Origin of the sequence: Daejeonella lutea (assembly GCF_900168015.1) — a bacterium.
Lineage (GTDB): Bacteria > Bacteroidota > Bacteroidia > Sphingobacteriales > Sphingobacteriaceae > Daejeonella > Daejeonella lutea.
In genome coordinates, this window is record NZ_FUYR01000001.1 from 840,662 (window position 1) to 854,126 (window position 13,465).

The window sequence follows — 13,465 nt, forward strand, 5'->3', positions numbered from 1 at the left end:
TTCCTATTTCAATTCTCTTTTAAGCTCCTTTTCAATCTCCTCCATAAAAATAAGATCTATGGCCTCATCAACTGTGGCAACAATGGTCAATATGTTTTCCAGCTGTGAAATAGTGATAAGCCTGGCTATATTGTCATTGATCCCTGTAAGAATAAAAGTCCCTTCAGCATTTTTGCAAATACGGTGCCCAACTAACAAACTGCTTAAACCCGACGAATCAGAATATTTTACATTCGACAGATCCAGGATGATATTTCGCTGGCCCTCAGTATTAGTAAGGATTAACTCAGATTTAAGCTGGGGAGAAATCAAACTATTAAGCTTGTTTTCATTCAGCTTGATTAATACATATTTCTCGTGTTTATCGACTGTAAATTTCATTGGATGTAGTTTGAAGCAGAACACACCTGAACAGGTTGGTACTAATTTAATTATTTATTCCGGTTTTAAGGTAATTATTAAGAGAGTCTTTTGAGCGCCTCATTAATATTTTTCTCAACCCGTGCCGCTGGATCAGAATTTTCCTGCCGGATGAACGTATCGCCTGTAATATGTTCGTAAAGTTCAATATAACGATCTGATACCGACTTTACAAATTCGGAACTCATCTTCGGGATTGCCTGGTCCTCTTTACCCTGGAAGCCATTCTCAATTAGCCATTTCCGGACAAATTCTTTTGATAATTGCCTTTGGGGCTCATTTCGCAGCTGAAGCTCTTCATAACCCTCACTATAAAAGTAACGTGACGAATCGGGTGTATGAATTTCATCTATGAGATATATCTTCCCATCAGCTTTCCCAAATTCATACTTGGTATCCACCAATATAAGCCCTCGTTCAGCAACCATCTCTGTTCCTCGCTGGAAAACGGCGCGTGTGTACTTTTCCAGTTCTAAATAATCCTCTTCCGAAACTATTCCCCTGCTGATGATCTCTTCTCTCGAAATATCTTCATCATGGCCAACAGATGCCTTCGTTGTCGGTGTAATTATCGGAACGGGAAGCTTATCATTTTCCCTAAGACCATCCGGTAGTTCCACTCCGCAAACAGAACGTCTACCTGCCTTATACTCCCTCCAGGCATGACCTGCCAAATAACCTCTTATCACCATCTCTACCTTGAATGGTTCACAAATCTTACCGATCGTCACATTTGGATCAGGAATATCAAGAACCCAGTTAGGAACGATATCAACAGTAGCCTGGAGAAATTTCGCTGCAATCTGATTTAAAACTTGACCTTTAAAAGGAATTGGTTCTGGTAAAACAACATCAAATGCTGAAATCCTGTCGGTGACGACCATAGCAAGAAATTTATCGCCGATGGTATATACATCCCTCACCTTCCCCTTGTAGAAGTTCTGTTGACCGGGGAAATTAAAATGGGTTTCTTTGATGGCACTCATGTATTTTATGCTATTATGAATTATTATTGGATATCACCGTAAGCCCTGAGGATATTTTTAACAAGCTTATGACGCACTACGTCGTCCCCGTTAAGATATATGATGTCAATCCCTTTGATGTCGCCCAGAATACGTAAGGCTGTATTTAACCCAGACTGCTGCTTTCGTGGCAAGTCAATCTGAGTTACATCACCGGTTACGATAAACTTTGCTGTAGGACCCATCCTGGTAAGGAACATTTTCAGCTGCATGTCAGTGGAATTCTGAGCCTCATCAAGAATTACAAAGCAGTTGTCGAGGGTTCGCCCACGCATAAAAGCGAGTGGTGCAATTTCTATGGTTCTGTTTTCTAAAAAAACTTTAAGCTTTTCAGCCGGGATCATATCATCCAGGGCATCATACAGTGGTCGTAAGTACGGATCAATCTTTTCTTTTAAATCCCCCGGCAGGAAGCCCAGGTTCTCACCAGCCTCAACTGCAGGTCGAGTTAATATAATCCTTTTTATTTCCTTGTTTTTCAAGGCTCTAACAGCAAGTGCTACTGCCGTATATGTTTTTCCGGTTCCGGCTGGACCAATGGCAAAGATGATGTCATTTTTGCTGATGCTGTCCACCATGCGGCGTTGATTAGCCGTACGTGCCTTGACTACAATCCCATTGGGACCGAAGACGATTGGATCACCACCTCCGCCATTTCTCGGAGAATTTGCCTCGGTTTCTGAAATTGCGGTAATTGGTGCCCCCAAAATCTGCTCAATGTCGTTAATGCTCAGGCTCTGGAATTTATCCGAATGATTCACTATCTCGGTGAACTTAAGATTGAAGTTATTGATCTCTGCTTCATCTCCCAGAACTTTCAGATCAGTTCCTCTGGCTACGAGTTTTATCTTCGGAAAATGTTTTTTTATAATCTCAAAGTTTTCATTATTGGCGCCCCAGATCACGACTGGGTTCACATTTTCTAAAGTTAGATTTAGCTCGTTCAAGTTGTGGTTATTTTTAGTTCACGGTGTTTATTTGAGATTAAAATTCAATATTTGTACCAACAATATCTATCGCAAGATTAACAATAAATATTTACATTTTAAATGGCAATAATTACTTTAACGACCGATTTGGGCTATAAAGATTTTTATCAGGCTGCCCTCAAGGGAAGTATCCTGAGCCAGCTGCCAAATGCAAATATTGTTGATATAAGTCATGATATTTCTGCCTTTAATATTCCTCAGGCAGCCTTCATTCTTAGAAATGCGTTTCACTATTTCCCAAAAGGAACTGTCCACTTAATTGGAATTGATTCTGTATTTAACGAACGGACCAGATACCTGGCATTGAAGTACCGGGAACATTATTTTGTTGGGTCCGATAACGGTATATTCTCCCTGTTATTTGAAGAAGAACCTACGGAGATTGTTGAATTAAACATTATGCAGGACTTGAAATACCTGCACTTTCCACTTTCGGATATCTTTCCCAAAGCGGCCAGTCATTTAGCAAAAGGTGGTAAGTTAAAGGACATTGGTATTCCGGTGTCCGGTGTTGAGGATCGTATGACTCTTCAACCCGTCATAGAGCGTGACATCATCCGGGGAAGCGTAATTTACATCGATTCATTCCAGAACATTATCACCAACATTACCAAAGAAATATTCACTCGTGTCCAGTTAAATCGCGACTTCACACTGTTCTTTAAAAGAAATGAATCCATTTCACAGCTGAGCTGGCACTACAATGAAGTTCCTGAGGGTGAGAAATTATGCTTATTTGGGATCAGCAATCACCTCGAAATTGCGATTAATAAGGGTAACGCCAGTGGCTTATTGGGTCTTCACCTCGGCGATATTGTCCGAATAGAATTCCAGTCGTGATAACGCGGATAGTCAAGATGACCTTCCAGTTGGAAAAAGTAAACAGTTTCAAGCAAATTTTTTCACTTACATCCAGCTTAATTAGTTCTTTTGATGGCTGCGGCGGTGTCGAGCTTTTGCAGGATGCGGGTAATGAGACGATATTTTTTACGTTGAGTAAGTGGGAAAGTGAGGCTCATTTAAATGCCTACAGATCTTCAGTTCTGTTTCAGACAACGTGGGCGAAGGTAAAACCTTTGTTTTCTGAAAAAGCCGAGGCATGGACCCTGAACTCAACAAACTGATACGATGAAACGAATTCTTACGGCGTTCATATTGGTTATATTCAACCTGAGTCTTTCAGCTCAGACCGACACTTCAGCCTATAATTCACAACGAATTAAAATAAATAAGCTTCTTGAAAACCGAAGCATGAAATTCAGCCAATATGATAACAGCCTCACGAAACGAACCGGGATTTTCGGTTTAAAAACTAAAAGGGATATGCAGGTTTCGAATGATATCCTGACTAAGATTGTGCTAACGGACAATGAAATATTTTCTGAGCTAAAAATACTCCTCGACTACAAAGATTTCGAGAAAAAAGAAGTAGAACACCGTGCTGTGACAGTAGAAGGTAGAATAGAAAGATTTCAATCAACTATAACAAAGCTTCAGCAAGAAAATGATAAGCTAAAAGACGAAAACATAAAACACTCAGCCAGCTTTGACAAGATGAAATTTTATTTAACGACATCATTAATAGCACTGGCGCTTGCTATAATTTATGCAATACGAGGTAAAAAATTACGTAAAGCTGATATCAAGCGCATCTAACTTGGCCAAATTAGGCTAATTTTGCCCCGTCATATAACTGACGAATAACTCCAAATTTTAAATGGCACGTGCTCGATTGAACAGCGGTAACGCTCAGGCTGAAGAACTACCCAAGGCTAAGATTAATAAGGAAAGTATCAGGCAGGTAATGAAGTTATTATCTTACCTTAAGCCATATCGTACAAAATTTTTTCTAGGTCTTATTTGTCTTATAGTATCCAGCGGAAGTTCATTTTTATTCCCGCTCCTGATGGGCAGGTTAATTGGCACTGGCGCACCGGCAAAGCCTACTGGTGCAATAATGCCAAGGGAAATACTTGACTCCTTCCCTACTGATATTAACACCGTAGCTCTGACACTTCTTGGAGTATTATTCGTTCAGTCAATATTCTCGTATTTCAGAATTAATTGGTTTGTAGAGGTTGCCGAAAAAGGTCTGGCAGACATTCGTCGTGACACTTATCATAAGCTTATTACCTTACCCATGAACTTCTTTTCGCAAAGGAGAGTTGGTGAATTAAATAGCAGGCTATCAGCCGATCTTTCCCAGATTCAGGACGCCATAACAACTACCCTGGCTGAGATGATCAGACAAGTGATCATATTTACAGGAGGTATAATTTTTCTTGTGCTCGTATCAGGAAAATTGACACTCATGCTGCTCGCTGTCTTACCCGTTATGGTGGTGATCGCCGTTGTTTTCGGCCGCTTTATTCGTAAGCTATCCAGAAAGGCACAAGATAAACTTGCAGAATCAAACACCATAGTGGAAGAAACACTTCAGGGAATTTCAAATGTAAAAGCATTTGTGAATGAAGCCTATGAAGTGGGAAGATACAATACGAGTATCCGGGAAGTAGTAAAAATAGCTATGCGGGGTGCGAAGTTCAGAGGAATATTTGCATCGTTTATTGTCTTTTGTTTATTTGGAACAATTGTTTCAGTAGTATGGTATGGATCCCATCTTGTTCAAGCTGGAGAAATAAGTCTTGCAAGCATGTTCACGTTTATCCTGCTTTCTACTTTTGTGGGAGCAGCGATGGGAAGCTTCCCGGAATTGTATGCGACTATGCAAAAAGCTTTCGGCGCAAGTGAGCGTGTTCTGGAAATACTTGGTGAGCAAAATGAACCAATCTCTATGCACAGAGAAAATAACAAAATCACTCAAAAGATCAACGGGGATTTACAGTTTAAAAATGTTGTTTTTGCTTATCCATCCAGAAAGGAAATTACCGTCCTGAATGGCGTTTCGTTCGAAGCCAGGCGAGGTGAGAAAGTTGCAATTATAGGTCCAAGCGGTGCTGGAAAATCAACTATTGCAGGTTTGATATTACGTTTTTACGAAGCTCAGGAAGGTAGCTTATTGTTCGACGGAAGGGAATCATCAGCTTATTCGCTGACCGATGTGAGAAACCAGGTTGCAATTGTTCCACAGGACGTTTTATTATTCGGTGGCACCATCCGCGAAAACATAGCATATGGACGTCTAAATGCTTCGGAAGAGGAAATTATTATGGCTGCAAAGCGAGCTAATGCTCATGATTTCATAGCAGGCTTCCCGGAAAGCTATAATACATTAGTTGGCGAGCGTGGGGTTAAACTATCTGGAGGGCAGCGGCAAAGGATAGCAATTGCCCGTGCACTTCTGAAAGATCCTGCCATTTTGATCCTTGACGAGGCAACGTCATCATTGGATTCTGAGTCTGAACGCCTGGTACAGGAAGCATTGGAAGAACTTATGAAAAACCGCACGTCGATAATCATTGCCCACCGATTGTCTACAATTCGTGAAGCGGACAAAATTGTTGTTCTCGAGAAAGGAAAAGTCATTGAGAGCGGCAGCCATGCGGATTTGATGAAAAATAAGGAGGGGCTTTATAGGTATTTGAGTCAGTTGCAGCTCGAAACTACTGAGAAGTAATCAGTGATCAGTGCAAAGGTACCGTAAAGTATAAAGAAGATTCTGAATGATTAATACCCGTCACTGTTTACTCGGCCTAACCACCGATTACTGTTTATCGATTACTGTCTACTGATATGAAACTAACCGTCTGGGGTGCTGCGCAACAGGTTACCGGAAGTATGCATCTTCTGGAAACCGTTAACTACAATATTCTCATTGATTGCGGTTTGGATTATGAGAAAGATACCTGGCTTGAAGAAAATGAACAGTTCCCTTTTCTTCCGTCGGAAATTGATGTCGTCATCCTCACACATGCTCACATCGATCATTCCGGAAATTTGCCAACACTGGTACGCCATGGCTTTGACGGACAAATCCTCTGCACACCACCTACCGCCGACCTTACCGAGCTTCTTTTATTAGACTCAGTGAACATTTTCTTGAACAAGCAGCGCAAGGCGCGTAAAAGCAAACGTGGTTTCAACTCCGGGCCCAAACCCCTATACCTTCAAAAACACGTGATGGAAACGGTTGATCGTTTCGTCACCATTGGCTTTAACAAGCCTTTTGCGATTACGGGAAATATAAGCCTTTCATTCGTACCCGTGGGGCATTTGCTGGGAGCGGCAGCAGCCGTATTCACTGTAAATGAAAATGGCAGCATTAAAACTGTTGCTTTTAGCGGCGATCTTGGCCGGAAAAATTATCCCGTTTTGAACGATCCGGAAGCATTACCGCAGGTAGATTACCTCGTTTGTGAATCGACCTATGGCGGACGTTGGCACAAAGCTACCAAAAGCGTTGAAGAACTGCTTACCGAAACAGTTAATGAAGCCTGTATCAAATCACCTGGGCGTTTGATCATTCCCGCATTCAGTGTTGGCCGGACCCAGGCACTTGTCTATTCGCTTAATCGCATATTTACCAAAGGATTGCTACCTCGTGTAAAGGTTTTTGTGGATAGCCCGATGGCAACTTATGCTACAGATATTTTCAGGAAACATCACCCCCTTTTGAATCAGGAAGCTCAGGATTTTTATAAGAAGCAAGGAGACGAATTTGAATTTGAAAATCTTGAATACATACAGGATATGAATGCCAGTAAGGCAATTTCAAATTATTACGAACCTTGTATAATCATTTCTTCAGCTGGAATGCTCGAGGGCGGACGTATTCAGGACCATCTATATTACAACATCTCAAATTACTATTGCACCATCCTTTTTATCGGTTATTGTGCAAAGGGTACTCTGGGAAATCGTTTGCTACGTGGAGACCCAATTGTAAATATAAGGCACAGGGAGTTATCGGTCTACGCTACAATTAAACAGACTGATTTATTTAGTGGCCATGGTGATCACAATGACCTGATGAACTTCGTGAAGCACCAACAACCCTCAAGCTTAAAAAAAGTATTTCTTGTACATGGCGAAATATCTTCTATGGAAAGCTTTAGACAGTCATTACATGAAGAAGGATATTCTGCGGAAATAGCAGTTAAAGGTGAAACTTACTTACTAGATTAGACCTGATTGATCTTGTGTATCAACAAACCTGCCTGGAATTTGGGTTCAAACCAGGTGGATTTAGGTGGCATCACCCCTCCCTGATCTGCTACCTTTATCAGTTGTTCAATCGAGGTAGCGAATAAAGTAAACGCGACAGCATATTCACCATTATCAACCTGGGCTTCAATGACATCTGGTGCTACAAGCCCCCCTACGAAACTTATCCTTGGGTCGACCCTTGAGTCTTCAATCTCTAAAATATCGTGGAATACTAATTCCTGGAGTATGCTAACGTCCAAATCAGAAACAGCATTTGACTGATCGTTCTTTGCAGTCTTTAGTGTTAGTTTGTACCATTGCCGCGAAATGTACATCCCAAATTTATGCAGTCTTTCAGGCATGATAGCACAATTACTGCGCTCCAGTTCAAAATGTTTGCCCAGAGTTTCAATAAACTCAGTGCTTGTCAGTCCATTTAAATCTTTGCCCATACGGTGAAAGGGATAGATCTTCAACTGGTTTGAAGCCATGTACACTGTTGTAAAGAAATTGAACTCTTCGGTTCGAGAATACCCAGGCTTAAATTGACGTTGCTTCAGTGCCGAAAGGGATGCTGCTGCCGCCCTGTGATGGCCGTCGGCGATATAAGCTGATGGCAATTTTTTGAATTCATCAACAATAGTTTGAATATTGTGACTATCATCGGTCCTCCACAATTCATGAAGGGAATCGTTTTTACTGAAGGAAAGATCAGGAAGACCCTGGCAAATTTGATCGATAACACGATCAATTTCCGCAACAGGTTTGTAGGTAATGAGAACTGGATTAGCGTCTATGCCTGTTTGCTGAAGGTAATCAATAAGGACAGCTTCCCGATCAGGCTTAGTCAGCTCATGTTTCTTTATGGTATTATCCAGACAGTCATCTACCGATGTAATTGTCCAAATGCCGGTCTGAGTTTTCCCATCTTTTGAGATTCGATAAACATAGACTGACGGTTTTACATCCTGTATTAATACGCCGTTCTCGATAAATTCCTCGAAATTTTCGTTTATTTTCTTAAAGGCAAGTTCGTTCTTGGATCCCCTTAAAAAAAGATTATCCAGCTTCGGAACCAACATATTCACGTAAGAATACGGATTCTCCTGCCGGATAATCTTAGCCTCATCAAGGCTTAAATTCTCAACATCTAAAACAACCTTTCCTGCATAGTCAGGGTTTGGCCGGATTCCATAAAAGGGTTTGATCGTTGGCATTTTATTTCAATGGCTGATTCAAACCTACAATGAACTAAACCTTAATGGTTTTGAAAAAATCGATGATCAGGTTAGCCAGTTCGGTACCAATTCTTTCCTGAGCTTCGTTTGTTGATGCGCCAATATGCGGGGTTAAGGAAACTTTAGGATGAGAAAGCAGGTCCTGACGAGGATTAGGTTCATTGTCGAAAACATCCAATCCGGCAAATGCAACCTTTCCTGAATTTAAGGCTTCAATTAGAGCTTCTTCGTCTATAGTACCCCCTCGTGAGCAATTCACAATTCCAACACCATCCTTCATGCTATCAAATTCTTCTTTACCTAGAACAGGCTTCTCACAGAATGGAACATGTAAACTGATAAAATCAGATTCTTTAATAACTTGATCAATATTCAGCGCTTTTATTGGACAGGTTACTGTAATGTTTCCTGCAAGCTGAATATCAAGCTCTGCCGGAACTTCAAAGAGATCATAAGCGAGAACCTCCATTCCAAGTCCAAGAGCTACGCGGGCAGTCTCACGACCAATTCTGCCAAATCCGATTATACCTATTCTCTTGCCCCGAAGTTCAACACCTTTCGCATAGGCTTTTTTAAGATCATTGAATTTTGAATTTCCTTCAGCAGGCATTTTACGATTTGCATCCTGCAAAAAGCGTATTCCTGTAAATAAATGTGCAAATACAAGCTCTGCAACCGAAAGTGAAGATGCCGCAGGTGTATTTACAACTGCAATCCCCTTTCCTTTTGCATAATCGACATCAATATTGTCCATCCCAACTCCACCCCTGCCTATTAACTTTATGTTAGGACATGCGTCAATAAGATCCTGGCGGAGTTTTGTTGCACTTCGGACAGTAATACCATCATATCTCTTTAAGCCTTCAAATAATTCAGCCTGGGGAATGTGATCAGTGTCTACCTGAAACCCAGCTTTTTCTAACAATTGTTTACCTATTGGGTCGATGCCATCATTGGCGAGTATTCGAAACATAATAATTATAGTAAATTGAAATTATCTAATGGTCAATTTGTGCATTTAATACCAAAGGACTGAACATCAGTCCGAACAGCTTAATTGCGATGTTTTTCTTCAAAATCCTGCATGGCGTCAATCAAAGCATGTACGCTTGTTATTGGCAAGGCATTGTACATCGATGCGCGGAATCCTCCAACACTTCTATGTCCTTTGATTCCAATGATCTCTCTGTCTTCTGCAAATTTTAGAAATGGTTTTTCAAGCTCAGGATTCTCCATCACGAAACATATATTCATTCGCGATCTGTCCTCAACATTACATGTGCCTTTGAACAATGGATTACGGTCGATTTCCTTATACAAAGCTTCGGCTTTAGCTAAATTCTCTCTTTCAATATCAGCAATGCCGCCTTTTGATTTTAACCAGCGAAGATTTAACATGGCTACATATATTGCGAAAACGGGCGGGGTATTATACATCGACCCGCCTTCTATCTGAACCTGGTAATCAAGCATAGAACCTAACTTGCGGCCCGATTTACCTAAAATGCTGTCCTTAACAATTACAACTGTCAAACCCGCTGGTCCAATATTTTTTTGTGCACCGGCATAAATGAGTGAAAAGTCCGCTACATTAACAACCCGGCTCATTATATCTGATGACATATCGCAAACAACCGGAACTTCTGTGTGCGGCGTTTCGAAAAGCTCTGTCCCGTAAATTGTATTATTTGACGTGTAATGAAAGTAAGCTGAATCAGCGGGGATCGTAAAATCTTTAGGTATATATGTATAGTTGGCTTCTTTAGAGCTAGCAACAATGTTTACGTTTCCAACTATCTTAGCTTCCTTAAGTGCTTTGCTGGCCCACACGCCAGTATCTAAATAGCTTGCTGTTTGTCCGTCTGCTAGTAAATTCATTGGCACCATTGAAAACTGCATGGATGCACCTCCCTGTAATAAAACTACCGAATAACCTTCCGGAACATTCATAAGTTCCTTTATAAGCCGGATCGTCTCGTCAACTACTTGTTCAAACTCAGGTGTACGGTGGGATATTTCTAAAATAGATAAACCGGTACCATTGAATTCTAGTACGGCTTGAGATGCCTGTTTAAAAACTTCCTGAGGTAAAATGCAGGGACCTGCACCAAAATTGTGTGTCATGATTTAAGGATTTGTTGCCCAAAAGTAGCAGAATATTTTGACACATTCTACCTTTTCAGGCCCCTATATTGCAAATCGTGACAATATTCTAACGGGTTTTAAGACGTGCGATAATTCGAAAATTAAATTTCCTGAAGGTTAAGTAATTCGGTACAGCATATTGCACTGCGCCGACATCTTTTAGCCAAAGATAAGATGCCGTATTCTTGTTATTCAGAAGATTAAATATTTCTGCGTGTGCACTCAAAGACTGAAAATATTTTTTAATGAACGGCAGTATTTTCCTGCTATCAGGATCAGCAAAATCTTTAGAGAACCCGATATCAGCTCTTTTATAGGGAGGGATCTTGAAGACATCCTCATAGCGCTGTGATCCGGACGGACCCGTTGGTAGTGCAGATGCAAATAATAAGTTCAAATGGACCTTATAAGTCGGATTTTGCAGCAATCGATCCTGGAAAAGAATACCCAAGTTAACGCGTTGATCTGATGGCCTTTTCAAATATCCGGGCCTGACAATGTTATTTGGGAGCCCCGAACCTCCGGTGATAAAATACCAGTCATCCTTGATATCCTCTTCAGTCTTCATTAACGACAAACGAAATGTCGATTCGAGATCTTTGGCAAAATTGCCACTAAGACTCAGGTCAACACCAGCTGCATAACCCTTCGACTCCTGATCTGCAAAATATCTGACTTTTAGGTCCTCAGTTTTATAAGGTGTAAGCCGGGTTAAAAATTTATAATATATTTCCGAACTGAACTTTAATCGTGTGCCTAAACCATCAAATTTACGATCGATACCACTCAGAAGCTGATAGGACTGTTGCGACAAAGCGTTGGGATTGATACTCCCGTTAAAGTTCCTTAATTCCCGATAGTAGGGCGCCTGAGAGTAAGATCCCGCCGAAAACCGCAACAAAAGTCCATCACTGTTATCCGGATAATACATTAATGAGAATCGTGGACTGATTAACAATTCACGGGTAAATGAATTGAGGTTTGCTCGTACGCCAACAGCGAAAGTGAGGTAAGGACTGATACTAACCGTGTTCTGAAAAAAACCATTGATTCTCCGAATAGTCACGTCATTCTGCTGAGTAATCACATCAGAATAGCGCCAGTTGGCCGAAGGAGGTCTGGAATAAGCTGTCGAATCCAGACCAATATATTCCTCAATATCATCATTTATCTGGTCGTGCTGCAGCCTAATTCCCAGTTCCAAGAACGATTTTTTATACTGCTTATAACTTCTCAGCTCCGTATTATAAATTAAAGTATTAAGCTTGTTTTTTGCAAAATCGTATTGTGAGCCCCGGCCCAGCAAACTCCCTCCATTACCTGGGCTAAGGCCATCCCTTTCGTCGAATGTGTACCACCCTAATAGATCTGTATTCTCATGTTCATCAATACCTGTAATTGAGCTGATCCATTTTATGCTCGCGCTATTTGAAAAGTTATAAGCGAATGTGACGGCGCCAATGGCCGACTTAAATTCAGTCGTCTCTACTCCATCATAGTTGACAAATAGCTTCAATACCTCATCAGAGGTACCAAACTCGGTTTCCCGCTGTCCGGGCACAACATTCAGCTCTCCCCTGTTGTAATTACCAAATAGAGAAACATTTAATTTAGGGGTAAAATTCTGACGATACAGTAATTGATAATCCGAAAATTTCGAACTGTAATTGCCGGCTAAATTTTGTCGTTCCAGGAGATCTTGATTTTTTTTGATCCTGACCCCGGCGAGAATATAGCTGTTTTTGAGAGGTACTTTTAGTGTTGCTGAGCTCCCTAAAAGGCTTGCCGAAGCTTCTAACGAGAGGGAGTCGGGACGGGAATATCGAACATCGAGCACAGACGAAAGTTTATCCCCGTATCGCGCTTCAAATCCACCTGCTGAAAATTTCACGTGTGTTGCCATATCGGGGTTTACAAAACCTAGACTTTCTTGTTGCCCTTTGCTCACAGATAAGGGTCGAAAAATCTCAATATCATTCAGATAAAGTAGATTCTCATCAAAGTTACCCCCGCGAACTGAGTACTGCGAGCTCAATTCATTATTAGCGGAAACACCGGGCATATTCTTGATCAGGTTTTCAAAGCTCCCGGATGCACTAGGATAAGCGCTAAACTTATCGGGTTCAATTATTTTAAAATTACTTCCGCTAAATTTCTCAGTTATATTTATCTCATCAAGCGATTGTACCTCGGGAACTAATTCAACATCCTGGACATTTTCACGCATTGGTAGCAAGCCGAGGTCCAGTGTGAGTGTTTTATAACCTAAGCGACTGAAAGATAGGGTGATATTTACAGGAACGGGATTTATTAGATATTCGCCATCACGATCCGTTTGTGTGATATATTTTGACCCCTTGACTTGAACGGTAACGCCACTAAGCAGTTCTCCCTTTGATGAACGTACAATGCCTTTGATAGATGTAACATCCTGGGCGTGAGCAACAGTTGACCACAGGAAAGTACTGATGAGTAAAAAACAGCAAAGCGCAGCTGTCGGAAAGAAATACCAATGACAGAAATTTCCAGTACGCTTCAAATC

General features: G+C 41.1%; 12 protein-coding genes. 5 read left to right on the forward strand and 7 right to left on the reverse strand.

The window, feature by feature from the left end; translation table 11 throughout:
* Window positions 1–3: 3 nt before the first annotated feature.
* The 3 genes from B5X60_RS03665 to B5X60_RS03675 form a co-directional block, all read right to left on the reverse strand.
* A complete protein-coding gene (locus B5X60_RS03665) occupies window positions 4–381 on the reverse strand; it encodes an STAS domain-containing protein (protein ID WP_079701297.1) in 378 nt (125 codons plus the stop codon).
* Between the two features lie 77 nt (window positions 382–458).
* Window positions 459–1,406, reverse strand: a complete 948-nt coding sequence (locus tag B5X60_RS03670) for a phosphoribosylaminoimidazolesuccinocarboxamide synthase (protein WP_079701298.1) — start codon at window positions 1,404–1,406, stop codon at window positions 459–461.
* Window positions 1,407–1,429: 23 nt separating this feature from the next.
* Window positions 1,430–2,392 carry a PhoH family protein gene (locus B5X60_RS03675; protein ID WP_079701299.1) on the reverse strand — a complete coding sequence of 321 codons (963 nt, stop codon included), beginning with the start codon at window positions 2,390–2,392 and terminating at the stop codon, window positions 1,430–1,432.
* 102 nt (window positions 2,393–2,494) lie between these two features.
* On the opposite strand from B5X60_RS03675, the gene B5X60_RS03680 reads away from it, so the two are divergent.
* The 5 genes from B5X60_RS03680 to B5X60_RS03700 all read left to right on the forward strand — a co-directional run bounded on the left by B5X60_RS03680 (window position 2,495) and on the right by B5X60_RS03700 (window position 7,519).
* On the forward strand, window positions 2,495–3,274 hold the full coding sequence (locus tag B5X60_RS03680) for an SAM hydrolase/SAM-dependent halogenase family protein (protein WP_079701300.1): 780 nt from the start codon (window positions 2,495–2,497) through the stop codon (window positions 3,272–3,274).
* Entirely contained in the window at window positions 3,271–3,558 is a 288-nt protein-coding gene (locus B5X60_RS03685; RefSeq protein WP_079701301.1) for a putative quinol monooxygenase, read from the forward strand. Before B5X60_RS03680 ends, B5X60_RS03685 begins: the two co-directional genes overlap by 4 nt.
* A 4-nt stretch (window positions 3,559–3,562) precedes the next feature.
* Window positions 3,563–4,090, forward strand: a complete 528-nt coding sequence (locus tag B5X60_RS03690; protein ID WP_079701302.1) for a hypothetical protein — start codon at window positions 3,563–3,565, stop codon at window positions 4,088–4,090.
* A gap of 61 nt (window positions 4,091–4,151) precedes the next feature.
* The gene (locus tag B5X60_RS03695; RefSeq protein ID WP_079701303.1) at window positions 4,152–6,011 is read left to right on the forward strand and encodes an ABC transporter ATP-binding protein; all 1,860 of its coding nucleotides are present in this window, start codon (window positions 4,152–4,154) and stop codon (window positions 6,009–6,011) included.
* 116 nt (window positions 6,012–6,127) lie between these two features.
* Complete coding sequence (locus tag B5X60_RS03700; RefSeq protein ID WP_079701304.1) at window positions 6,128–7,519, forward strand: MBL fold metallo-hydrolase RNA specificity domain-containing protein; 1,392 nt, start codon at window positions 6,128–6,130, stop codon at window positions 7,517–7,519.
* Here the strand turns inward: B5X60_RS03700 and B5X60_RS03705 are convergent.
* The 4 genes from B5X60_RS03705 to B5X60_RS03720 all read right to left on the reverse strand — a co-directional run bounded on the left by B5X60_RS03705 (window position 7,516) and on the right by B5X60_RS03720 (window position 13,462).
* Complete coding sequence (locus B5X60_RS03705; protein ID WP_079701305.1) at window positions 7,516–8,757, reverse strand: DUF1015 domain-containing protein; 1,242 nt, start codon at window positions 8,755–8,757, stop codon at window positions 7,516–7,518. The genes B5X60_RS03700 and B5X60_RS03705 overlap by 4 nt on opposite strands.
* A gap of 34 nt (window positions 8,758–8,791) precedes the next feature.
* Window positions 8,792–9,751 (reverse strand): D-2-hydroxyacid dehydrogenase, encoded by a 960-nt coding sequence (locus B5X60_RS03710; RefSeq protein ID WP_079701306.1) that lies wholly within the window; start codon window positions 9,749–9,751, stop codon window positions 8,792–8,794.
* An 80-nt stretch (window positions 9,752–9,831) separates the two neighbouring features.
* Window positions 9,832–10,902, reverse strand: coding sequence for a 3-phosphoserine/phosphohydroxythreonine transaminase (gene serC, locus B5X60_RS03715; RefSeq protein ID WP_079701307.1), 1,071 nt, complete (start codon window positions 10,900–10,902; stop codon window positions 9,832–9,834).
* An 88-nt stretch (window positions 10,903–10,990) separates the two neighbouring features.
* Window positions 10,991–13,462 carry a TonB-dependent receptor gene (locus tag B5X60_RS03720; RefSeq protein ID WP_079701308.1) on the reverse strand — a complete coding sequence of 824 codons (2,472 nt, stop codon included), beginning with the start codon at window positions 13,460–13,462 and terminating at the stop codon, window positions 10,991–10,993.
* Window positions 13,463–13,465: the final 3 nt, after the last annotated feature.

Excerpts from the sequence above, each read along its gene's own strand:
- B5X60_RS03665 (WP_079701297.1), bottom strand. The coding sequence starts at position 381 with ATGAAATTTACAGTCGATAAACACGAGAAATATGTATTAATCAAGCTG.
- B5X60_RS03670 (WP_079701298.1), bottom strand. The coding sequence starts at position 1,406 with ATGAGTGCCATCAAAGAAACCCATTTTAATTTCCCCGGTCAACAGAAC.
- B5X60_RS03680 (WP_079701300.1), top strand. The coding sequence starts at position 2,495 with ATGGCAATAATTACTTTAACGACCGATTTGGGCTATAAAGATTTTTAT.
- B5X60_RS03690 (WP_079701302.1), top strand. The coding sequence starts at position 3,563 with ATGAAACGAATTCTTACGGCGTTCATATTGGTTATATTCAACCTGAGT.
- B5X60_RS03695 (WP_079701303.1), top strand. The coding sequence starts at position 4,152 with ATGGCACGTGCTCGATTGAACAGCGGTAACGCTCAGGCTGAAGAACTA.
- B5X60_RS03700 (WP_079701304.1), top strand. The coding sequence starts at position 6,128 with ATGAAACTAACCGTCTGGGGTGCTGCGCAACAGGTTACCGGAAGTATG.
- B5X60_RS03705 (WP_079701305.1), bottom strand. The coding sequence starts at position 8,757 with ATGCCAACGATCAAACCCTTTTATGGAATCCGGCCAAACCCTGACTAT.
- B5X60_RS03710 (WP_079701306.1), bottom strand. The coding sequence starts at position 9,751 with ATGTTTCGAATACTCGCCAATGATGGCATCGACCCAATAGGTAAACAA.
- serC (WP_079701307.1), bottom strand. The coding sequence starts at position 10,902 with ATGACACACAATTTTGGTGCAGGTCCCTGCATTTTACCTCAGGAAGTT.